A 21,722-nucleotide genomic window follows, 5' to 3' on the forward strand; every position below is an offset into this window, starting at 1 on the left:
CCGTCTTCGTTTGTGCCGGCTGACACAGGAGGCCACGCATGAAAGCCAGATTGATCGCCACCGGCGAACGCGCACCGGCCTGGGTGGCGCAGGGCTTTGTCGAATACCAGAAGCGTCTGTCGCACTGGTTGCCGCTGGAACTGGTGGAAATCGAACCGGGCCTGCGCGGCAAGGGCCGCGACCCCAGGCGCGCTATTGAGGACGAAGGCAAGCGGGTGTTGGCCGCGCTGCCCAAGAATCCCTATGTGGTGGCGCTGGACGTGCCGGGCCGGCAGCTCAGTTCCGAACAGTTGGCGCAACGGCTGGAACATTGGCGCACGCAGGGGCGTGACCTGGCGTTCCTGATTGGTGGCCCGGAAGGGCATGCCGCCGAAGTGTCCGCAGCGGCCGATGAGAAGTGGTCGATAGGCCCGCTGACCTTGCCGCATATGCTGGTTCGGCTGGTGGTTGCCGAGCAGTTGTATCGCGCAGCAGCGATGTTGGCCAATCACCCCTACCATCGCGCGTAATTAACGTATAGAATGCGCCTCCCCGCCCGAATAGCTCAGCCGGTTAGAGCACTTGACTGTTAATCAGGGGGTCGTTGGTTCGAGTCCAACTTCGGGCGCCAAGTTTTGATTGAAGACCCGCATCGCGAGATGCGGGTCTTTTTTTGTCCGCTGCTCAAGCAACCCCGGCGCCTTGCGCGCCGGGGTCGGGTTCATCAATTGAACGTGTACTTGGCACCCAGGGTGAAGTAACGGCCAACCGCGCCGCTGTAGTGCAGCGGGTTGTAGTTGACTGCGCCGTAGGTCAGCGGATCCAACGGTGCGATGCGGTCGGTGACGTTCTGCACCGAACCGAAGATCTCGAACGCATCGGTTGCACGCCAGCGGCCGGACAGGTCGATGGTGTAGAACGAACGCAGCTCGCAACCACGTGGTGCATCGGAACCATCGGTGTAGTGATTGGCGCAGCTGTCACCTTCAAAGGCGACGTTGTCCATGCTGCCGATATAGTTGCCGATGGCGCTGATGCTGAAACGGTCCATGTCCCAGGTCAGGCCAAGATTGAGGCGATCCTTCGGCGTACCGATACAGTTGGTGACGTCGCAGTTGCCATGGGTGCCGGCGTACTGGTACACGGTGCCGGTGCCATCGTCGCGCTCGAACGAATTGATGCGGGTCCACTGCAGGTCCATCAGCAGTTTGCCGTAATTGCCCAGTTCCACCCGCTGGCGGATGTCGAAGTCAAATCCGCGGATGGTGGTGGAAGCGGAGTTGATGTAGTCAACACTGACCGCAAGCAGGCTGCCGCTGTTGGGAATGCCGGGCAGGTCATTGTCCGAACGGATGCCGCGTCCCGCAGCCAGGGCCAGGTCGGTGTCGCCCTGGTTGATCTCGTTGGTGCGTTTGATCTGCCAGGCGTCGAAGGTCATCGTCGTGCTGGAGGTCGGGTCCAACACCAGGCCAACGGTATAGCTCTTGGACTTTTCCGGTTTCAGGTCGGGGTTGGCCGAGGTGATGATGGCCAGGTTGACCGCACAGTCCGCAGCGGTTGCGCCCGGGGCCGGGGTGCCGCCCGGGCAGCGGACTGGATCGCGGGCGGTACTGAAGGCGGCCAGCCCACCGTCACCGGCTTCTGCCGGGCCAGGTGCGCGGAAGCCTTCGGCGTAGGTCGCACGCAAGGCGATCCACTCGGCCGGGGTCCACTTCAGGCCGACTTTTGGCGTGGTTGCGGTGTCACCGTCCTTGTACTTGTCAACGCGCAGAGCGCCGGACAACTCCAGCGATTCCAGTACCGGTGCGACCATTTCCGTATAGAGCACGCCCACTTCCTGTGTGCCCTTGTAGGCCGAGTAGCCCAGGCCGATGATGTCGCCCAGGTCGGTATAGCTCTGCGGGTCGAGATTGGCTTTCTGGCGACGGTACTCGGCGCCGATTGCAAAGCCCAACGGGCCGCCAGCAAGATCGGCCAGGCTGCGCGAGGCTTTGAAGTCGATCATGTCCAGCGTGGTCGAGGCGTTGGCATGGATGGTCGGCGAGATGTAGTCGTACAACGCCTGCGAGTTCTGCCCGGCGTTGGCGCCAATACGCCACCAGCCCACCGGGCTGTTGGGATCGGTCAGCGCGGTGCGTACATGGCTGTAGCGCAGGAAGCCGGTGCGCTCGTTGACCAGTTGGGTCGCCGAATGCAAATAGGCGGTGTCGATATCCCAATCGCCAGCCGTGCCCTTCACGCCAACCAGGAAGCGGGTGAACTCGTTGGTGTTGGTGGTGACGCGCGGGCCGACGTCAAACGCGGCATAACGCAGGCGTGCATCCACGCCCAGCGGATTGTCCGGATGGTCGGCGCCCAGCACTGTAGCGCCTGGTCCGCTGCTGGCGTTGACCGGGCCACCCGGGTAACCCCATGAGCCAGAGACGCCGTTGGGGGTGTTGTAGAACACGTTCTTTTTCTTCGAGTAGCCGAATTCGCCATACATCTCGAAGTTGTCCGACAGCACGAACGTACCGCGTGCGAACAGGTTGCCGAACTCTTCGCTGGGGCTCAGGCTGCGGAAATCCTGGGTCTGCCACAGGCAGCCGCCGCCGGCATCGACGGGGCTGATGTTGGAGAACTGCGAACAGCCAGGCAGCGATTGATACAACCCGGTTGCCGGGTCGCGGATACTGCCGACCGGCGAGTTTCCGGCGACAGTGCCGTTGGCGGTGATAGCGCCATTGAGCGGGAAGAACTGGCCGCCCGAAACGCGATCAAAGCCATATCTGCCAAGGTCGCCATTGCCTATCCACTTGCGGTCGCGGCGATCGGAAATGCGGATGTCGTCGGTTTTGCTGACGTCGATGCTGACGAAGGCATTGAAACCATCCTTGTCCAGGTCGCCCACGCCCGCGGTCAACGAGGCCTTGCGTGCATTGCCGTCGCTGTCACCGGAGGTGCCGTAGGACGCCTTCAGCATGGCGCCGGTGAAGTCGCGGCGCAGGATGATGTTGACCACGCCGGCGATTGCGTCGGAGCCGTAGATGGCCGATGCGCCGTCCTTCAGCACTTCGACGCGCTCGACCGCATCCATCGGGATGACGCTCAGGTCGGTGAACACCTTCTGCCCGTCATCGGCCAGGCCATACGGGGCCATGCGGCGGCCGTTTAGCAGGACCAGGGTCGATGCCGCACCCAGGCCACGCAGCGAGATGCCGGAGCCGCCGCCGGCAAAGCCGGTGCCGAAACTCTTGGGAATGGAGCCGGCGCCATCGCTGGTCAGTGTCTGCAGGTATTCGGCGATGGTGGCCTTGCCGGTACGGTCGATTTCCTGCCGGGTGATGACCTGCACCGGCGAGGCGGTTTCAGTGGTAGCGCGCGGGATGTTGGAGCCGGTAACGGTGATCCGGTCCAGGTTGGTGGCTTTCTCGTCCTGCGCCATGGCCAGCGGGGCGGTCGCTGCCAGGGTCAAGGGGACGAGGAGCAGGCGGGTGAGGTTGCCGGTGATGGCGTCGCTAAGACGGTTGCTGCGCGGGTAAGTCGGATGTTTCACGGTCTCTCTCCAAGGAACAGCGGCAAGAAGGCCGCAGGGATGCGGCCAAGAACATCGACGGCCGCGAATCTAGGTTTCCCATGGGTGACGACGTAGTGAAATAATCATTAATGGCCACAGACAGCTTGGCGCTTCTTATGGCAGCGTTTAGTTAGCGCTGCCATAAGTTGCAATCAGCCCAATTCAGCCAAGTTTGAAGTCGACCGGGATCAGACCGTAGGCCTGTACCGGGCGGCCACCATCGGTGGCGGGTTGGAACTTCCAGCGACGCAGTACCTGGTTGCGTGCGGCGGTGTCCAGGCTGCGATTGCCGCTGCTGTGCTCGACGCTCACTTCCAGTGGCGTGCCATCCACGTCCACCAATACCCGCAGGGTCACCGTGCCTTGCGCACCGGCGAGCAGAGCATCACGCGGATAGCCCGGCGGCGGTGCCTTGAGGTAGCGCAACTGCACACCCTGCAGCGGTGTGGAAACGCCGGTCGATTCAATCGCCGGAAGGTTGTCGATTGCGGGGGCCACATCCACTGGCGCGGTGACCACTGCTTCGGTGGCGAAGACCGGCAGCACGGCAGTGTCGACCGGCGCGGCCAGTGCGGGTTGCCGCGGCGGCGACGGCGTGCGGGTCACCGGTACTTCCTTGGGCGGCGTTGGCGGGTTGGGGACGATGGGTTTGGCATCAGGTACCTGCCAGCGTTCGCGCACCGCATCGCTGTGGATGGGTACCTGCGACAGCGGGATCAGCAACAGCCCCAGGGCAAACGCGTGCAGGGCCAGGGCGGTGCTGTAGGCCAGGATGCGCGAGGGTTCTACGTGCAGGGACGGACTGCGGTGTTGTTGCGTGCGGACCATGTACCACCTCCATGCGTGGGCGTGTGACAGAGAACAACGCGCGATGACACGGGACGGGGTTGCCGACTGCGGTCCCGTAGCTGCAGTGCGCCTGTTATCTGCGCGCTCGACAAGCGGGGGAATTGTTTCCGGTCAGCTGGCGGACAGCTTGAGGGTGCCGGGGTGGCGGGCGGGTAGGCCTTGTGGGAGCGGCGTCAGCCGCGAAGCAGGTGTGAGCTCAGTTTGCACGGCTGCCAGCAGCTTCAGCGATATCCAGCTTCGCGGCTGACGCCGCTCCCACAAATCTGCGGGGTGTTGCTGTTGTGCGCGGACAGCCCCGGGTGCGCTGCGCTTACCCGGGCTACGGACTACGGGCGGGTAGGTAGGCAGGGCCTTGTGGGAGCGGCGTCAGCCGCGAAGCAAGTGCGGGATCAGAGCTGCTACTGCTGCCAGCGTTGTCAGCTTCGCGGCTGACGCCGCTGCTCCCACAAGCAAGCGCAGGCGGCACTGCTGCAGTAAAAACGGCGCCCGAGGGCGCCGTTTTGGTTGCGACTGCAGGCTGGCTCAGCGGCCCAGTTCAAACACCACGTCCAGATTGACCGACACGGTGGTTTCGCCCGGCGACACGGCGGTGTCCATTTCGGCCTTGGCGCTGCGGCCGGCGGACATGGCCATCATCGGCATCGGCCGGAAGCCACCCTGGTTGCCCTCGGAAATGCTGACAATGCGGCGCACGCGCAGGCCCAGTGCCTTGGCATAGGTCTCGGCACGGGCCTGGGCCTTCTTCAGTGCGGCCAGGCGGGCTTCGTCATAGACCGGCTCGGGCTGGTCGATTTCAAAACTGGGGCCATTGATCTGGTTGGCGCCCTGCGCGGCCAGGCTGTCCAGCACCTTGCCCAGCTTGGTGATGTCGCGCACTTTCAGGCTGACGGTGTTGCTGGCCTGGTAGCCGGTGATCTTCGGCGGCTCGTTCTCGGTGTAGCGGTACTGCGGGCTGAGGTTGATGCCGCTGGTCTGAATATCGCGCTCGGCGATGCCGGCAGCCTTGATCGCGGCCATCACCTTGTCCATCTGCACAGCGTTCTCGCGCATGGCGGTATTGCCATCGACGGCCTGGGTGACCACACCCGCCGACAACGTGGCGATGTCCGGCACCCGGTGGGCTTCTGCCTGGGCCGACACATTCAGCAGGGTGGCGTCACTGGCGACGGCCGTGGGCACAGTTTGGGCGTGGGCGGTCATCGCGGCTCCCAGGGCAAGTGACAGGGACAACAACAGTGGAGCAAGGGCGGTACGGCGCATGAAGATCCTCCTTGGATGGATCGTGAAAGTGACTACAGGGCGATGAACGGGTGGTGAGCCGGCTCGGGGTTGCGGTGACTTTGACGCCTTTGCCGATCATTCAGCCAGCCGCCGCAGGTTATGCTTCCGCGATGCTTTATCTTGCCTCCCGTTCCCCCCGCCGCAACGAACTCCTTTCCCGCCTCGACGTGCCATTCCGGACGTTGGATCTGGATGTGCCCGAAGTACGGGCGGAAGGTGAACCTGCTGAAGCCTACGTGTGCCGGGTGGCCTTGGACAAGGCGCAGGCCGGCCTGGCACTGGTCGCCGCCGACCCGCAGGCGGTAGTGCTGGGCTCGGATACCGAGGTGGTGCTGGGCGACCGGGTCTACGGCAAGCCGGCCGACGCCGCCGATGCGGCGGCCATGCTGGCCTCCCTGGCCGGGCGCACGCATCGGGTGATCACCGTGGTGGCCTTGGCCGCCGCCGGGCGCCACGCGCTGGAAACGGTGGTCTCGGAAGTGACATTCGCGCCGATGAGCGCGGCGCAGATCCAGGCCTATGTCGCCACCGGTGAGCCGATGGGCAAGGCTGGCGGCTATGCCATCCAGGGCGGCGCGGAGCGTTTCATCAGTCATTTGGCAGGCAGCTACTCAGGGGTGATGGGGCTGCCGTTGCAACAGACCGCTGTGCTGCTGGCGGCGTTTGCCGCCGGCGCCGCCGACGATTCCATGGACAAGGGGGAGTGAAGGACGTGTCCGAAGAAATTCTGGTCAATGTCACCCCGCGCGAAACCCGCGTGGCTGTGATTGAAAACGGCATGTTGCAGGAGCTGCACATCGAGCGCGGTTGGCGCCGGGGTGTGGTCGGCAACATCTACAAGGGCAAGGTGCAGCGGGTGATGCCCGGCATGCAGGCGGCCTTCGTCGAGGTGGGCTTGGACCGCGCTGCCTTCCTGCACGCCAACGACGTGGTGCGGCCGGCGCCGGTCGCCGCCGACACCGACGAAACCGCGCCCAGCCTGCCGCTGCCGTCCTCGGTGCCGATCGTGGAGCTGCTGCGCGACGGCCAGGACGTGGTGGTGCAGGTGGTCAAGGACCCGATCAGCACCAAGGGCGCGCGCCTGACTACCCAGATCAGCATCCCGTCGCGCTACCTGGTGCTGCTGCCGCAGTCCAAGATGGTTGGTGTTTCCGCACGGATCGAGGACGAGGCCGAACGTGCCCGGCTGAAGTCGCTGGTGACCGAAATTTCGGCCCAGCACGGCGGCTACGGCTACATCGTGCGCACCAATGCCGAAGGCCAGCCGGCCGAGGCCCTGGCTGAAGACATTTCCTATCTGTCGCGGGTGTGGGCAGTGGTGGAACGGCGCGGCCGCGAAGCACCGCCGTGCAGCATCATCTATGAAGACCTGAGCCTGCCACTGCGTTCGGTGCGCGACCTGATCCGCAAGGACGTGGACAAGGTCAAGGTCGACTCCAAGGAAACCTTTGGCCAGCTGCAGGCTTTCGTGGCCAAGTACATGCCGGTGCTGGGCGAGAAGCTGGAGCTGTATACCGGCGACCGCCCGATCTTCGACATGTTCGGGGTCGAGGACGAGATCGTCCGCGCCTTGAACAAGCAGGTGCCGCTCAAATCCGGCGGCTACCTGGTCATCGACCAGACCGAGGCGATGACCACCATCGACGTCAACACCGGTTCCTTCGTTGGCCAGCGCAACCTCGAAGAAACCGTGTTCCGCACCAATCTGGAGGCGGCGCAGACGGTTGCCCGGCAGCTGCGGCTGCGCAACCTGGGCGGCATCATCATCATCGACTTCATCGACATGGATGATGCCGAGCACCGTCGCCAGGTACTGCGCACGCTGGAAAAGGCACTGGCCCGCGACCACGCCAAAACCACGGTGTACGACTTCTCGCCGCTGGGCCTGGTCGAAATGACCCGCAAGCGTACGGTCGAGAGCCTGGAACGGCAGCTGTCCGAAACCTGCCCGCAATGCAGTGGCCGCGGCAGCATCAAGACCGCCGAAACCGTCACCTACGAGATCTTCCGGGAGATCACCCGCGCCGTGCGCCAGTTCGAGGCCGCGCGCCTGCTGGTGATCGCCTCCAGCAAAGTGGTCGCCCGCATCACCGACGAAGAGTCGGCGGCGGTCGCCGAGCTGGAAGAGTTCCTTGGCAAGAGCATCCGCTTCCAGGCCGATGATCAATACCTGCAGGAGCAGTTCGATGTCGTGCTGCTCTGAGCACGCTCACTTCGCGGCACGGAAGCACGAAGTGAGCTGATGACCACGCTGTTGCGCCACCGCCTGCGCCGCTTCCGTCGCTATGCCTTGATGGCATTGGCGATCGCGTTGGTGTGCGTGGCCCTGCTGGTGGGCACGGTCAGTCAGCTGCTGCCGATGGTGGAAGCGCATCCGGACAAGGTGGCGGCGTGGCTTAGTGCGCGCGCTGGCCAGCCGGTGGCGTTCGATCGCCTGGACACGCGCTGGACCCGTCGCGGCCCACTGCTGCAGCTCGATGGGCTGCGCGTGGGTCAGGGCGAGGGCGTACGCATCGGCCAGGCCGAAGTGCTGGTTGCGGTGTATTCGGGCCTGCTGCCCGGCGCACCGCTCACCGAACTGCGCCTACGCGGGCTGGCCTTGACCCTGCAGCGTGCCGACGACGGCCGCTGGTCGGTGCGCGGCCTGCCCGATTCCAGAACGGGTGGCGATCCGCTGGACACCCTGCGCAGGCTCGGCGAGCTGCAGGTGATCGGCGGCCAGCTGCAGGTGCAGGCGCCATCGATCGGTCTGCAGACCCGGATCCCGCGGGTCGACCTGCGCCTGCGTGTGGACGGCGAACGCGTGCGGGTGGGCGCCAAGGGCTGGATCGACACCGGCGCCGCGCCGGTCACCGCAGTGCTGGATTTCCAGCGTCAGCGTGGTGATGGGCAGGCCTGGTTTTCGGCCGATCCCGCCGAGCTGGGTGCATGGTCGTCGTTGCTGAAATTTGCAGGGCTGCAGATACGCCAGGGAAAGGGTGAGGCGCAGGGCTGGGTGCAGCTGCGCGACAACCGCGTGGTGGCGGTCACGGCCGAAGGCGAGCTGCAGGACGTGCAGTTGGCGGGCGCGCCGGTGCAGGCCGGTGATGCCGTGCCGACGCTGGCCTTCAACGCGCTGCAGTTGCGCGCGCGCTGGCACGCCATCGAAGGTGGCTGGCGCCTGGATGCGCCGCGTCTGCGCATTGCCGCCAACGGTGCCACCCAGTCCCTGGACGGCTTGCTGTTGGCAGGTGGAAAGAATTTCGCGGTGCAGGGCAAGCAACTCGATGCCGGCCCGCTGTTGCAGGTGGCAGCGCTCAGTGACCGGCTTGAACCCAGCCTGCGGCGCTGGCTGCAGCGCTCGCAACCGTCACTGCGTTTTGCCGACATCAACCTGCTGGGGAATGCCGATGGCGTGGTCCGCGGCAGCGGCCAGTTGCTCGATGCCAGTTTTGCGCCAGTTGGTGGCAGCCCCGGCATCAGTGGCCTGCGCGGCCATTTTGAAGGCGATGCGCAGGCGTTTTCGCTGTCTCTGAAGCCCGACCATGTGGTGCGTTTCGATTGGCCGACCGGCTTTGGCGTACTGCATGAGCTGCAGCTCTCCGGTGACCTGGTCGGTTGGCGCGAGGGTGCCGGCTGGCAGATAGGGACGCCCGCGCTGCGCATGCAGGGCCGCAATTATGCCGCCGACATACGCGGCGGGCTGTGGTTCCAGGGCGACGGCACGCGGCCATGGATCAACCTGGCGGCCAAGATCGACGACGTGCCGATGACGGCCGCCAAGCAGTTCTGGGTGCGCTCCAACATGAGCAAGGCGGCAGTCGAGTGGCTGGATGCGGCGCTGGTGGATGGCACCCTGCGCGGCGGTACCGGCCTGGCCGTGGGCGATCTGGACGACTGGCCGTTCACCGGCAACAACGGCCGTTTCGAAGCCGGCGGCCACATCGACGACGGCGCTATCCGGTTCCAGCAGGACTGGCCGCTGATGCAGCACGTCAACGCCGATATCGGCTTCATCGGCGATGGTTTCGATCTGAGCGGGCGCGGCGATCTGGCCGGGGTCAAGGTGGATCAGCTGCGCGCGGGCATCGCCAGTTTCCGTGAATCCAGGTTGCGGGTGCAGGCCAGCACCGTGGATGAAAGCGCGCGCCTGCTGACGATGCTGCGGCAGAGTCCGCTGCAGGCCAGCTACGGCGACACCTTGGACAACCTGGCAGTCAGCGGCCCGGCGGCGGTCAATTTCGATCTGTTGCTGCCGCTGCACCACGATGGTGGCGGCCATCTGCAGGGCGATATCGATCTGCGTGGCGTGCGCATGGCCGACAAGCGTTGGGACCTGCAGTTCGAAGGCGTGCGTGGCAAGGCGCAGTACAGCAGCGAAGGCTTCGATGCGCCGGCGTTGCAGGTGCGGCACCAGGAGAATGATGGCGTGCTGGCGCTGCGCGCCGGCAAGCCGGTCAAGGACCCAGCGCAGGCGTTCGAGGCCGAACTGAGCGCGGACCTGGATGCAGGCAAGCTGTTGGACCGCGCGCCGGAGTTGGCGTGGCTCAAGCCCTATGTGCATGGCACCTCGGCATGGACGGTCGGGGTCAGCCTGCCCAAGGTTGCGGCAGGTGCACGCAACAGCCCGCCGACCCAGCTGACCCTGCGTTCGGACCTGCAGGGCACCCGCCTGCAGTTGCCGGCGCCTTTGAACAAGCCCGCCGCCGATGCGCTGGCCACCACGGTGCAGGCTGCTCTGCCGATGGGCGCCGGGCGCATTGATGTGTCCTTCGGCAAGCTGATGGCGCTGGCTGCGCGCAGCCAGAACGGCAAGACCGGCGTGCAGGTCACCATGGGCAGTGACCGCGTGGATCAAGAGCCTCCGGCTGATGGTCTGGTGGTCAATGGCCGCACCCCGTCGCTGGATGCCTTGGAATGGATCAGCCTGGCGCGCGGCGGCGACAGCAACGGCAGCGACGGCGGGCTGGCGCTGAAACACGTTGACGTATTGGCCGACCAGCTGGTGATGGTCGGCGGGCGGTTCGCGCAGACCCGCCTGCAGCTGCGTCCGGGTGCCGATGCAGTTGCAGTACAACTCGACGGCCCGGCACTTGCCGGCAACCTGCGCGTGCCAACCGCCGATGGCGGCACGGTCAGTGGGCAGCTGGCGCGCGTGCATTGGCAGGCGGCCAAGGCGGCCGCCACCGAGTCCAGCGATACCCCGGCAGAACCCCTCAATCCGGCCAATATTCCGCCACTGGCGCTGGATATCGATGACCTGCAGTTCGCCGCGATCAAGCTGGGCCAGACCCGGCTGCGCACGCGTCCGACCGGCGACGGCCTGCAGGTACAGGAATTGGCGATACGCGCGCCCAAGCAGGTGATCGACGTACACGGGCAATGGCGTGGCCTGGGCGCGCAGGCGCGCACCCAGGCGACCGCCAATGTGCAGAGCGAGGACCTGGGCGACCTGCTGCAGCGGCTGGGTTACGCCGGGCAGCTGCGTGGCGGGCAGGGCAAGGCGCAGCTGCAGGCCGGCTGGCAGGGCGGGCCGATGGCCTTCAACCTGGCCAGCCTGGAAGGCGGTCTGGATATGGACCTGCGCAACGGCCAGCTGCTGGAAGTGGAGCCGGGTGCCGGCCGCGTGCTGGGCCTGTTGAGCGTGGCGCAGCTGCCGCGACGCCTGCTGTTTGATTTCCGCGACCTGTTTTCCAAGGGCCTGGCGTTCAACCATGTGGAAGGCGCGATGCGCTTCGGCAATGGCCAGGCCAGCACCGACAAGATCGCCATCGAGGCACCGGCGGCGGAAATCACCATCCGTGGCCAGGCCGACCTGGTGGCCCAGCAGTTCAACCAGACCATCGATGTGAACCCGCGCTCGGGCAATCTGCTGACCGTGGTTGGCGCGGTAGCCGGCGGCCCGGTGGGCGCGGCGGTAGGCGCTGCCGCCAACGCGGTGCTGGGCAAGCCACTGGGTGAAATCGGCTCCAAGACCTACAAGGTGACCGGGCCGTGGAAAGATCCCAAGGTCGAAGTACTGGACCGTGATGCGGCCCGCATGCCGCCCCCGGCGGTGACGCCGGGGGCCGCGGGCAGCCCCTGAACCCTTGCAGGCTTGCATGAGGCGGGTCTGCCCCCATCTGGAATGTCATGACCGACAACGCTCTCACGCTTGCTGAAACCCGCCTGCTGCTGCCTTCAGGGCTGGATGCCAATCGCCTGGAACGCACCTTTGGCACCTTGCTGGGGCCGGGTATCGATTTTGGCGACCTGTATTTCCAGCATTCGCGCCGGGAAAGCTGGAGCGTGGAGGACGGCATCGTCAAGGACGGTGCGCATTCGATCGAACAAGGCGTGGGAGTGCGCGCGATTGCCGGTGAAAAGACCGGCTTTGCGTATTCGGACGACATCCAGCCGGCGGCGCTGCTGGCTGCGGCGCAGTCGGCGCGGGCGATCTCCCGCGAGGGCGGCGAGCAGAACGTGCGCTCGCTGGTGCGCGGCAGCGGTCGCGCGCTGTACCCGGCGCTGGACCCGGTGGACAGCATCGGCAACGAGACCAAGGTGGAAGTGCTCAAGCGGCTGGACCGTTACCTGCGCGCGGCGGACACGCGCGTGCAGCAGGTGATGGTGAGCCTGTCCGGCGGTGTCGATACGGTGCTGATCGCGCGCAGCGACGGCGTGCTGGCAGCGGACGTACGCCCGCTGGTGCGGCTCAATGTGCAGGTCATCGTCGAACAGAATGGTCGTCGCGAGTCCGGTTATGCCGGCGGCGGTGGCCGCTATAGCTACGAAGAACTGTTTGCCGGCGACCGCCCGGAAGCCTTCGCCCGCGAAGCACTGCGCCAGGCGCTGGTGAACCTGGAAGCCATTCCGGCCCCGGCCGGGGTGATGCCGGTGGTGCTCGGCCCGGGCTGGCCCGGCGTACTGCTGCACGAAGCGGTCGGTCACGGTCTGGAAGGTGACTTCAACCGCAAGGGCACCAGTGTCTACGCGGGCCGGATCGGCGAGCGGGTGGCCTCACCGGGCGTGACCATCGTCGATGACGGCACCCTGGACGGGCGTCGTGGTTCCTTGAACATCGATGACGAAGGCACGCCGACCCAGTGCACCACCCTGATCGAGGACGGCATCCTGGTCGGCTACATGCAGGACACGCTCAACGCGCGTTTGATGGGCGTTGCGCCGACCGGCAATGGCCGCCGCGAATCCTTCGCGCACATGACCATGCCGCGCATGACCAATACCTATATGCGCGCCGGCAACCATGACCCGCAGGAGATGATCCGTTCGGTGAAGAAGGGCCTGTACGCGGTCAATTTCGGCGGCGGCCAGGTCGACATCACCAGCGGCAAGTACGTGTTCTCGGCGACCGAGGCCTACCTGATCGAAGACGGCAAGATCACCGCGCCGGTGAAGGGCGCGACCCTGATCGGCAACGGTCCGGAGACCATGCAGAAGGTGCGCATGATCGGTAACGATCTGGCATTGGATGAAGGCGTGGGCATCTGCGGCAAGGACGGGCAGAGCGTGCCGGTCGGTGTCGGCCAGCCGTCGTTGCTGATTGATGGGCTGACGGTGGGTGGTACGCAGGCTTGAGGGTGCTTTAAGAGCTTTCCCTCATTCGCCCTCCGGGCACCTTCTCCCGCTTGCGGGAGAAGGGAATGCTGGCATTTGGAATTTTGCGGAGTCAGCTCGAACTGCAGCTTTGCAATCCCTTCTCCCGTTTACGGGAGAAGGTGCCCCGAAGGGGCGGATGAGGGCAGCTTTTCGTTAAAGAACAAACCAACAGCAACCCAGCTCAATCCTGCGCGTCGTCGCCATCCACATCATCCGCATCGTCATCGCCGCCAACTTCCGCAGCGGCACTCAGTACCGGCACCAGCATCAGCTCGCGCAGTACCTGGTAGATCTCGCGGTAGGCGCGCGGCGGCTTGTTCTTGGCTTTCTCGGCCAGGGCATTGCGGACCAGGGTACGCAGCCCCTGGCGGTCGGCTTCCGGATGTTCGTCCAGCAGCTCGCCCAGGGCAACGTCGCCCTCGGTCATCAAACGCTCACGCCAGCGCTCCATGCGGTGCATGATGGCCACTTCGCGGCGTGAGGTCTCGCTGTTGGCGTCCAAGGCGTTGCGGATCGCGTCCAGGGTTTCGTCTTCCTCGCGGCGCATCTGCTTGGCCAGGAATGCCAGCTGGCGCTTGCGGGCACCGTGCGAGGTGATGCGCTTGGTGTACTCGATGTGTTCCAGCATGCCTTCCGGAATAGGCAGGCGTGCCAGCTGGGCCGGGGTCAGCTCCACCAGGGTTTCGCCCAGCGCCAGCACTTCCAGCGCTTCGCGCCGGTTCTGGCTACGGCTTTCGCCCAAAAATTCACCGGTTTCTTGATCGCGTCCGCGCATCGCACTGCTACCTACTAAACTTCATGACAGGAAAGCCGGGCGCTCGCCGGGCTTCACGAGGGATCCCGTCACACCGCCGCCAGTCAGGCAAGACCGGGCAGATGTGAAGGGATTCGGCCACCAAGGATAAAGCATTGAACGTCATTAGCACCCAAAACCCTGCCGTCGACGACAGCCTGCAGCGCCTGGAGCGCTTGGCCGGCATCTCCCAGCGGCTGCTGGAGCGGGCCCGCGCAATGGGTGCCAGCCAGGCCGAGGTCAGCTGCAGCGAGGACCGCGGGCTGGATGTGAACGTGCGCCTGGGCGAGGTGGAGACCGTCGAGGCCACCCATGACCGTGGCATCGCGGTGACCGTGTATTTCGGCCAACGCAAGGGCAGTGCCAGCACCGCCGACCTGCAGGAGTCCAGCCTGGAGGCTACCGTGGCCCAGGCCTGCGCCATCGCCCGCCATACCGAGGACGATCCGGCCGCCGGTCTTGCCGACCCGGCGCTGATGGCCACCGAATTCCCGGACCTGGACAGCTGGCACCCGTGGGAGCTCAGCGCCGAACAGGCGCTGGACCTGGCCCTGGCCTGCGAATCGGCCGGCCGCCAGAGCGACAGCCGCATCAGCAATTCCGACGGCGCATCGGCCTCCACCGCGCAGAGCGTGTCGGTCTACGCCAACTCGCATGGCTTCATCGGCCGTGACCGCAGCAGCCACCATTCCATCGGCTGCGCGCTGATCGCAGGGCAGGGTGACGGCATGCAGCGTGATGGCTGGTATACCAGTGCCATCGCCCGCGAAGACCTGGACGATCCCGCGGCGGTGGGCCTGCGCGCGGCCGAGCGTACCGTCGCCCGGCTGCAGCCGCGTTCGCTGCCGACCGGCGAGGTGCAGGTGCTGTTCGCTGCGGAAATGGCGCGTTCGCTGATCGGCCATCTGCTCAGCGCCGTTTCCGGCGGCGCGTTGTACCGGCGTGCCAGCTTCCTGCTCGACAGCGTGGATACACAGCTGTTTCCGCAGTGGTTCGGCATTGATGAACTGCCGCTGCTGCGTCGCGGTCTGCGTTCAAGTTCCTACGACGGCGAAGGTGTGGCTACCCGCAATTCGGCCTTGATCACCGATGGTGTATTGCAGCGTTACATCCTGGGCAGTTACTCGGCGCGCAAGCTGGGCCTGCAGACCACAGCCAATGCCGGCGGCGTGCACAACCTGAAAGTGAAGGCCAATGCGGGCGATCGCGCGACCATGCTGTCGGGTATGGGGACCGGCCTGCTGGTAACCGAACTGATGGGGCAGGGCGTGAATGGCATTACCGGTGATTACTCGCGTGGTGCCGGTGGTTTCTGGGTGGAGAACGGACAGATCGCCTACCCGGTGGACGGCATCACCATCGCCGGCAATCTCAAACAGATGTTTGCCGGTATTGAAGCGGTGGGCAGCGACGTGGATACCCGGTCGCATGTTTCGGTCGGTTCGATATTGGTCGGAAAGATGACAGTGGCAGGTAATGATTGACGCAGTCTTGGTAAACAGCGGACTATTCTTATGTGGGAGCTAGCGCGCTCCCTATAGCTGTCAGCCAGTATTGATAAACCCTTTACAAGGATCTTGGGGAACAATGAGCGATTACCAGAATACTCCGCCGCCGCCGCCGACCAGCGCCGGTGCTTCCGACGACAACAGCATCGCAATGCTGGTGCACCTGTCGGGCATTTTCTTCAGCTTCATCGTGCCGCTGATCGTGTGGCTGGTGAACAAGGACAAACCGGAAAAGGCGTTCTTGAATGCCAACTCGAAGGAAGCCCTGAACTTCCAGCTCACGCTGCTGGGTGCTTACTTCATCAGCGGTATTCTGATGGTCGTGCTGATCGGCTTCCTGACCTATGCCGTGGCATGGATCGGTGGCCTGGTATTCGCGATTCTTGCGGGCCTGGCAGCCAACAAGGGCGAGACCTACCGCTACCCGCTGACCATTCGCCTGATCAAGTAATCCGCGCGATGGTTGTTTGATAAAAGCCCGGCGCAAGCCGGGCTTTTTGTTTGCATGCAGTTTGCGAGCAGTACGGTGTTGCAGCTTTGCCCCCTCCCTTTGCCGAAGGCAAGGGGAGGGCTGGGGAGGGGTTGGCCGTTCGCGGCCGCGCAGGCTTTGTCAGCTTCGCGGCGTACGCCGCTCCCACAAGCCTGCAATCAATGCGAACGACGTACCGTCAGTTCGGCCAATGCCGCCAATGCCGCCGCACGCTGACCGAACGGAATCAGTGCAGCCTGCATCGCCGCAGCCAGTTCGGCCAACGTCGCCTTGGCGCCGTCCATACCCAGCAACGAGGGGAAGGTCGACTTGTCCTGCGCCTGATCCTTGCCGGCGGTCTTGCCCAGCTGCTCCGAGCTGGCTTCGACATCGAGGATGTCGTCGCGGACCTGGAAGGCCAGGCCCAGGGTGTCGGCGAAGCTGTCCAGCTGTGCAAGCTGGGCATCGCTGGCTTCGCCGCACAACGCGCCCATCCGCACCGCGGCGCGGATCAGTGCGCCGGTCTTCAGGCCATGCATGTGCTTGAGATCAGCCAGGGCCTGCTGCTGACCGGTAGCGTCGATGTCCAGCGCCTGCCCGCCGCACATGCCGGCAGCACCGGAGGCGCTGGCCAGGGTCTGCACGCAGTTCAGGGCCAGCGAGGCCGGCATCCACGCGCTGGCCAGGATCTCGAAGGCGCGGGTCTGCAGGGCATCACCGGCGAGGATCGCGGTAGCTTCGTCAAAGGCGATATGGGTGGTCGGGCGGCCGCGACGCAGATCATCATCGTCCATCGCCGGCAGGTCATCGTGTACCAGCGAGTAGGCGTGGATCAGTTCGACCGCTACCGCAGCGGCATCCATGCGTGCTTCTTCGGCCGCGAACAGGTAACCAGTCGCATAGACCAGCATCGGCCGCATGCGCTTGCCGCCGCCAAGGGCTGCGTAGCGCATGGCTTGGTGGAGGCGCTGCGGGGCAAGTTCCGGGTCGGGCAAGGCGTCCTGCAGCTGTTCTTCGGTGCGCTCCAGCCAGCGGGTGAGCAGGGCGTCAGTCTTCATTGCCACTGCTTTCAAAGGGTTCGGACTTCTCCGGCTGGGCCGGGTCGGTGAGCAGGCGCACGCGCAGCTGGGCCTGTTCCAGCGCCTGCTGGCACTGGCGATACAGGCCAACGCCACGTTCGTATGCGGTCAGCGACTGTTCCAGACTCAGGTCGCCGGCTTCCATCTTCTCGACCAGCTGTTCCAGTTCTTCAAGCGATTGCTCGAAGTGGGCCACCGGTGAGGTTTCATTGGGGGACTTCTTTGCCATGACGCAAGTGTGAGCGGGCGGCGGGAAAGGGTCAATTCACCCGATCTGGCGGTTGCCACTCCAGATGGGCGCCGCGCGCCAGCAGCCACGCCTGCAGCGGTGCTGAAATGACCCGGTCAGCGGCCGCCAGCACGGTGTCGCCATCGCACAGCAGCGGCAGCTGTGCGCGCAGCCATGGCGGCACATCCGCATGTTGCAGGCGGTGTTTGAGCTGGTGGCTGTGGCTGCGCCCGGCCAGTTGGATACGCTCGCCGCCTTGGCGCTGGCGCAGCAACAACGGGGTGTCGAAGGTATCTGCGCCGTGCAGCAGTAGCCTGCCGCCATCGGGAAGCTCCGCCGGTTCGCTGCCGCTCCAGGCCTGACGCCAGCCCCTGGGCCACGGCGGCAGCAGCCGCAGCGCATGCAGCTGGTCGCGCCAGCGCACGATGCGCACCTGCTGCCAGCGGAACTCGGCCTGCTGGTCGTTTTCGGCCGACTGCAGCTGCTGTTGCACGGCCAGCACGCCCTGGGTGGGCAGCGGCGGCAACTGCTGTTGTTGCACCCACAGGCGCAGCACGCGGGCCTGCTGCGCTGAATCCAACTGGCCGAAAGGGGCCAACAGCAGTGTTTGTTCGCTGCCCAGGCAGTGCTGCAGCAGGGCTGCGTCGTTGTCGCCCAGCAACTGCGCGGCCTGCGCTGCCAGTTCCGCGCTGCGCGCCAATGCCGCCGCGGCATGGGGCCAGCGCTCCCGCAGCAGCGGCAGGACCTGCAGGCGGAGGAAGTTGCGGTCGAAGTCCGTGCTGTCGTTGCTGGGATCGTCGATCCATTGCAGCCGCTGCTGGTGTGCATAGGCCTCAAGCGCCGCACGCGGCAGCCCCAGCAATGGACGCCACAGCGTGCCGCGTCCGAACGCTCGCTGCGGGCGCATCGCCGCCAGTCCATCGACACCGGCACCGCGCAGCGCGCGCAGCAGGAAGGTTTCCGCCTGATCATCCTGATGGTGGGCCAGGGCCAGCCATTCGCCGTGCTGCAGATGGGCGGTGAAGGCGGCATGGCGGGCGTCGCGGGCGGCTGCTTCCAAACCGTGGCCACTGTCACGCGGAACCTCAACGTGGACGACCTGTAGCGGAATGTTCCATTGCGCACACAGGGCGCTGCAATGCTGTTGCCAGTGATCGGCAACGGCCTGCAGGCCATGGTGTACATGCACGGCGCGCAGGTTGCCGGGCCTGCGTCCGGGCGCGTTGGCGAGCAGATGCAGCAGCACGGTGGAATCCAGGCCGCCGCTGAAACCGACCATCACCGGGATGTCGGTTGCGTCCTGCAGGAGAGTGGAAGAAAGCGCGGTCATGGCCGCGCCGAGTATCGGCGGCAGCGGCGATGGCTGCAATGTTGATGCACCGGGATGGAGGTTGTGGGAGCGGCGTCAGCCGCGAAGCAGATGGTCCGTCAGGTTGCGGAGTGGCCGGCAGTTTCATTGGCGCAAGCTTCGCGGCTGACGCCGCTCCCACAACACCCACAAATCACACAAGCCCTAGCTAGGGTTGTGGTGTGCCAAGACGGGCGAAGCGGCAGTACCCGCGCTGGTAGAGCGGAGCCATGCTCCGCTGAGGCATTGCCGGTGGAGCCCCTGCCGAGCATGGCTCGGCACTACGCTGCAGCGCCGCCAGTGGTTTTGTAGGAGGGCGTCAGCCGCGAAGCAGGTGGTCTGTCAGGTTGCGGGGTGGCCGGCAGATTCATTGGCGCAAGCTTCGCGGCTAACGCCGCTCCCACAACACCCACAACACCCGCAAGCTCGAGCTAGGGCTGTGGTGTGCCAAGACGGGCGAAGCGGTGGTACCCGCGCTGGTAGAGCGGAGCCATGCTCCGCTGAGGCATTGCCGGTGGAGCCCCTGCCGAGCATGGCTCGGCACTATGCTGCAGCGCCGCCGATGGTTTTGTGGGAGCGGCGTTAGCCGCGAGGCAGATGGTCTGTCAGGTTGCGGGGTGGCCGGCAGTTTCATTGGCGCAAGCTTCGCGGCTAACGCCGCTCCCACAACACCCACAACACCCACAACAGCCACAACACCCACAACACCCGCATAGAACCCGCTCAGGGCAGGATTTTGCCTTGGCGATCGATGCGGTAATGCTTGCCGCCTTCGATCGCGGTGTGGCCGTCGGCGTCGGGTTTGCCGGGTGCACAGCCTTGGCAGACTTCGGCAATTCCTTCCTTGAACGGCCAGCCCCAATCGAAGCGGGCCGCGAAGGCCGGCTGCAGTTGGCGGTCGTAGTAGCCTATCTGGCCGTCGACGCTGGCCCGGGTAAGGCCTTCCTCGAAATAGTCCGGGCCGCTGTCGTAGGTGATCACCGCCAGATGGCGGCCATCGCGACGCAGGTAGTAATGCTGCTTGCCGGCAATCACCGCAGCCAGCCCATCGGCGTCGTATTCAAGCTGCGCCAGCGCCGTTTCGGCGACGATCAGCGTGCCATCGCTGGCCCGCTTGCAGCCCTCCAGAATCTTGAACGTGTCGGTGTCCATCCGGTAGCAAGGGTGGTCGACCAGCGCGATCGCTGGCGCCGTGACCAGTGACAGCAATGCTGCCACTGGCCATGCGGCCGCGTGCCAGATCCGGCTCACTGCGCCTTGCGTTCGAACTTGGCCGGCTGCGGCAGTTCCACCGGCACGCCGTGGGTGTCGCAGGTGCCCAGTGCGCACAGGCGCTCGCGCAGGCGCGGGGTGGACTGCACGATCAGGTGGTAGATGGTGTTCTGCTCCATCGTGCCGCGTACCGCCTTGCTGCCCGGGCCGCGCGCCCAGATGCCGACGTCTTCGCCGCCGTGCGATTCGCTCTTGGACGGCACCAATGCTTCCTGCATGTAATCCGGGTGCTCGGTGTCGACGTGGGTCAGGTCGGGGCGACCATTGGCGGCCTCGAAGCTGCTGGGCGCATGCGGGAAGCGCTTGGGGCCGGCCGGTTGCTGGTTGCTGGCGCCGGTGTAGCCCGGGCCGTTGGCGTAGCTGAGCGTTGTGTAGGGCATGCCCATGCCGTCGCGGGCCAGGTCCAGGGTGCCCATGCCGTCTTCGCCGCCCTTGTCCTTGACCTTGCCGAGGATGGCATTGCCGCGCGCCGGGTAGCCGACGAAGTTCAAGGTGTGCGAGTGGTCGGCGGTGACGATGATCAGGGTGTCGTCGGCCGAGGTGGCATCCACCGCCGCCTTGACCGCATCGGACATGGCGATGGTGTCGCCCAGTGCACGGGCGGCGTTGCCGCTGTGGTTGGCGTGATCGATGCGCGCGCCCTCGACCATCAGCACGAAGCCTTCCTGGTGCCTGGACAGGTTGGCAATGGCAGCACGGGTCAGTTCGGCCAGTGACGGCTCACCGGCGCGGTCCTTCGGACGGTCCTGCTCGTACTGCATGTGGTCCGGCTCGAACAGGCCCAGCAGCGCCGGCGCGTTGGCGGCAGCCTTGAGCTGGTTGGCGTTCCACACGTAGGCGCCCTGTGGGTGCTTGGCCTGCCATTCGGCGACCAGGTTGCGGCCATCCAGGCGCATGCCGACCTTGTCGGCGTATTCCGGGTCCTGCTCGTTGACGGTGGTGAACTGGCCACGGCCGCCGCCCAGTGCGACCAATGGGCCCTGGCCGTAGCGGGCGGTGGAAATCAGCTGCTGGGCGATATCCACGCAACCAGCGGCCTTGGCGGCTTCCGGCAGGTCGGTGTCGTTTTCCCAGTTGCGCTCAGGGGAGTGCGCATAGGTGGCCGCCGGGGTGGCGTGGGTCAGGCGCGCGGTGGAGACGATGCCGGTGGCCATGCCGGCGCTGTCGGCCAGCTGCAGCCAGGTCAACAGGCCCTTGGGCAGGCTGTCGGCGCAGTTGTTGCGGCTGCCGGCGCTGACCCCGATGGCGCCCATATGGCTCTTCACGCCGGTGGTGATGGCGGTCATGGTGCCGGCCGAATCGGGGGTCTGCGAGTCGGTGTTGTAGGTTTTGCTGAATGCGGTGGCCGGGAAGCGCTCCCAGGACAACAGGTTTTCTTCGCCCGGCTGGCCCTTGCGCTGGCCTTCCAGGATGCGTGCGGCCGCCACGGTGGTCAGGCTCATGCCGTCACCCAGGAACAGGATCACGTTCTTGGCCTTGCCGGCCATGGCGCCATTACCGGCGGCCCGGGCGGCGCCATCGCGGTACCACCACTGCGGTGTTTCCCCGTCCGGGCGGGTGATCTGGGGGACGTCAACACTGACTGCGCTGGCCGCGCCGGACTGCGGGGCCGTGCTGGCGCAGGCGCCGAGCAGCAGGGTGGACAGGGCGGCGGACAGGAAACTGGCTTTGTGCATCGGGGTTGTTACCGCTGGATGAAGGCAGACCGCCATTATGGTCAACCGTGGAAGGCATGCATATGACACGCAGCTTTTCTTTGCGGGCATCGTTCTGGCCCAGGC

16 protein-coding genes and 1 tRNA gene are annotated in these 21,722 nt (G+C 65.6%); 8 read left to right on the forward strand and 9 right to left on the reverse strand.

Annotation, left to right across the window (positions count from 1 at the left end):
- The first annotated feature begins 38 nt into the window (after positions 1–38).
- Both rlmH and BCV67_RS16505 read left to right on the forward strand, forming a co-directional pair.
- The gene (rlmH, locus tag BCV67_RS16500) at positions 39–509 is read left to right on the forward strand and encodes a 23S rRNA (pseudouridine(1915)-N(3))-methyltransferase RlmH (protein ID WP_062168259.1); all 471 of its coding nucleotides are present in this window, start codon (positions 39–41) and stop codon (positions 507–509) included.
- 24 nt (positions 510–533) lie between these two features.
- Positions 534–610: transfer RNA gene (locus tag BCV67_RS16505), tRNA-Asn, on the forward strand.
- A 93-nt stretch (positions 611–703) separates the two neighbouring features.
- Here BCV67_RS16505 and BCV67_RS16510 read toward each other — a convergent pair.
- From BCV67_RS16510 to BCV67_RS16520, 3 genes are all read right to left on the reverse strand, one after another.
- Positions 704–3,514, reverse strand: coding sequence for a TonB-dependent receptor (locus tag BCV67_RS16510; RefSeq protein WP_062168257.1), 2,811 nt, complete (start codon positions 3,512–3,514; stop codon positions 704–706).
- Positions 3,515–3,697: 183 nt separating this feature from the next.
- On the reverse strand, positions 3,698–4,363 hold the full coding sequence (locus tag BCV67_RS16515; RefSeq protein WP_062168255.1) for an energy transducer TonB: 666 nt from the start codon (positions 4,361–4,363) through the stop codon (positions 3,698–3,700).
- A gap of 543 nt (positions 4,364–4,906) precedes the next feature.
- The gene (locus tag BCV67_RS16520; RefSeq protein WP_065868151.1) at positions 4,907–5,644 is read right to left on the reverse strand and encodes an SIMPL domain-containing protein; all 738 of its coding nucleotides are present in this window, start codon (positions 5,642–5,644) and stop codon (positions 4,907–4,909) included.
- 131 nt (positions 5,645–5,775) lie between these two features.
- On the opposite strand from BCV67_RS16520, the gene BCV67_RS16525 reads away from it, so the two are divergent.
- The 4 genes from BCV67_RS16525 to tldD are packed head-to-tail and all read left to right on the forward strand — an operon-like array spanning position 5,776 to position 13,222.
- Positions 5,776–6,372, forward strand: coding sequence for a Maf family nucleotide pyrophosphatase (locus tag BCV67_RS16525; RefSeq protein ID WP_062168252.1), 597 nt, complete (start codon positions 5,776–5,778; stop codon positions 6,370–6,372).
- Between the two features lie 5 nt (positions 6,373–6,377).
- Positions 6,378–7,868 (forward strand): ribonuclease G, encoded by a 1,491-nt coding sequence (gene rng / locus BCV67_RS16530; RefSeq protein ID WP_062171620.1) that lies wholly within the window; start codon positions 6,378–6,380, stop codon positions 7,866–7,868.
- A gap of 39 nt (positions 7,869–7,907) precedes the next feature.
- A complete protein-coding gene (locus BCV67_RS16535; RefSeq protein WP_062168250.1) occupies positions 7,908–11,729 on the forward strand; it encodes a YhdP family protein in 3,822 nt (1,273 codons plus the stop codon).
- A gap of 47 nt (positions 11,730–11,776) precedes the next feature.
- Positions 11,777–13,222: a metalloprotease TldD gene (tldD, locus tag BCV67_RS16540; protein WP_062168248.1), complete on the forward strand. Its 1,446-nt coding sequence runs from the start codon at positions 11,777–11,779 to the stop codon at positions 13,220–13,222.
- A gap of 202 nt (positions 13,223–13,424) precedes the next feature.
- On the opposite strand, the gene yjgA is transcribed toward tldD, so the two are convergent.
- The gene (yjgA, locus tag BCV67_RS16545) at positions 13,425–14,018 is read right to left on the reverse strand and encodes a ribosome biogenesis factor YjgA (RefSeq protein WP_062168246.1); all 594 of its coding nucleotides are present in this window, start codon (positions 14,016–14,018) and stop codon (positions 13,425–13,427) included.
- Between the two features lie 134 nt (positions 14,019–14,152).
- Here yjgA and pmbA point away from each other — a divergent pair, with 134 nt between their 5' ends.
- Both pmbA and BCV67_RS16555 read left to right on the forward strand, forming a co-directional pair.
- Positions 14,153–15,520 (forward strand): metalloprotease PmbA, encoded by a 1,368-nt coding sequence (gene pmbA, locus BCV67_RS16550; protein WP_062168244.1) that lies wholly within the window; start codon positions 14,153–14,155, stop codon positions 15,518–15,520.
- A gap of 103 nt (positions 15,521–15,623) precedes the next feature.
- Positions 15,624–15,995 carry a DUF4870 domain-containing protein gene (locus tag BCV67_RS16555; RefSeq protein ID WP_062168242.1) on the forward strand — a complete coding sequence of 124 codons (372 nt, stop codon included), beginning with the start codon at positions 15,624–15,626 and terminating at the stop codon, positions 15,993–15,995.
- 197 nt (positions 15,996–16,192) lie between these two features.
- Here BCV67_RS16555 and BCV67_RS16560 read toward each other — a convergent pair whose 3' ends face one another.
- The 5 genes from BCV67_RS16560 to BCV67_RS16580 form a co-directional block, all read right to left on the reverse strand.
- Positions 16,193–17,071: a polyprenyl synthetase family protein gene (locus BCV67_RS16560; protein WP_062168240.1), complete on the reverse strand. Its 879-nt coding sequence runs from the start codon at positions 17,069–17,071 to the stop codon at positions 16,193–16,195.
- Entirely contained in the window at positions 17,061–17,321 is a 261-nt protein-coding gene (locus BCV67_RS16565) for an exodeoxyribonuclease VII small subunit (protein ID WP_057627085.1), read from the reverse strand. The genes BCV67_RS16560 and BCV67_RS16565 overlap by 11 nt, the downstream gene beginning before the upstream one ends.
- Positions 17,322–17,352: 31 nt before the next feature.
- A complete protein-coding gene (gene tilS / locus BCV67_RS16570) occupies positions 17,353–18,651 on the reverse strand; it encodes a tRNA lysidine(34) synthetase TilS (protein ID WP_062171617.1) in 1,299 nt (432 codons plus the stop codon).
- Positions 18,652–19,392: 741 nt separating this feature from the next.
- Positions 19,393–19,920, reverse strand: coding sequence for a WG repeat-containing protein (locus tag BCV67_RS16575; RefSeq protein ID WP_231732368.1), 528 nt, complete (start codon positions 19,918–19,920; stop codon positions 19,393–19,395).
- Positions 19,917–21,617: an alkaline phosphatase gene (locus tag BCV67_RS16580; protein WP_062168238.1), complete on the reverse strand. Its 1,701-nt coding sequence runs from the start codon at positions 21,615–21,617 to the stop codon at positions 19,917–19,919. Before BCV67_RS16580 ends, BCV67_RS16575 begins: the two co-directional genes overlap by 4 nt.
- Positions 21,618–21,722 lie beyond the last annotated feature (105 nt).

Source organism: Stenotrophomonas nitritireducens, assembly GCF_001700965.1.
Taxonomy (GTDB): domain Bacteria; phylum Pseudomonadota; class Gammaproteobacteria; order Xanthomonadales; family Xanthomonadaceae; genus Stenotrophomonas; species Stenotrophomonas nitritireducens_A.

Bases quoted from the DNA above. Each gene is read 5' to 3' on its own strand.
- tilS (WP_062171617.1), bottom strand. From the start codon at position 18,651: ATGACCGCGCTTTCTTCCACTCTCCTGCAGGACGCAACCGACATCCCG.
- BCV67_RS16560 (WP_062168240.1), bottom strand. From the start codon at position 17,071: ATGAAGACTGACGCCCTGCTCACCCGCTGGCTGGAGCGCACCGAAGAA.
- rlmH (WP_062168259.1), top strand. From the start codon at position 39: ATGAAAGCCAGATTGATCGCCACCGGCGAACGCGCACCGGCCTGGGTG.
- BCV67_RS16525 (WP_062168252.1), top strand. From the start codon at position 5,776: ATGCTTTATCTTGCCTCCCGTTCCCCCCGCCGCAACGAACTCCTTTCC.
- BCV67_RS16515 (WP_062168255.1), bottom strand. From the start codon at position 4,363: ATGGTCCGCACGCAACAACACCGCAGTCCGTCCCTGCACGTAGAACCC.
- BCV67_RS16580 (WP_062168238.1), bottom strand. From the start codon at position 21,617: ATGCACAAAGCCAGTTTCCTGTCCGCCGCCCTGTCCACCCTGCTGCTC.
- BCV67_RS16555 (WP_062168242.1), top strand. From the start codon at position 15,624: ATGAGCGATTACCAGAATACTCCGCCGCCGCCGCCGACCAGCGCCGGT.
- yjgA (WP_062168246.1), bottom strand. From the start codon at position 14,018: ATGCGCGGACGCGATCAAGAAACCGGTGAATTTTTGGGCGAAAGCCGT.
- tldD (WP_062168248.1), top strand. From the start codon at position 11,777: ATGACCGACAACGCTCTCACGCTTGCTGAAACCCGCCTGCTGCTGCCT.
- BCV67_RS16565 (WP_057627085.1), bottom strand. From the start codon at position 17,321: ATGGCAAAGAAGTCCCCCAATGAAACCTCACCGGTGGCCCACTTCGAG.
- BCV67_RS16535 (WP_062168250.1), top strand. From the start codon at position 7,908: ATGACCACGCTGTTGCGCCACCGCCTGCGCCGCTTCCGTCGCTATGCC.
- BCV67_RS16520 (WP_065868151.1), bottom strand. From the start codon at position 5,644: ATGCGCCGTACCGCCCTTGCTCCACTGTTGTTGTCCCTGTCACTTGCC.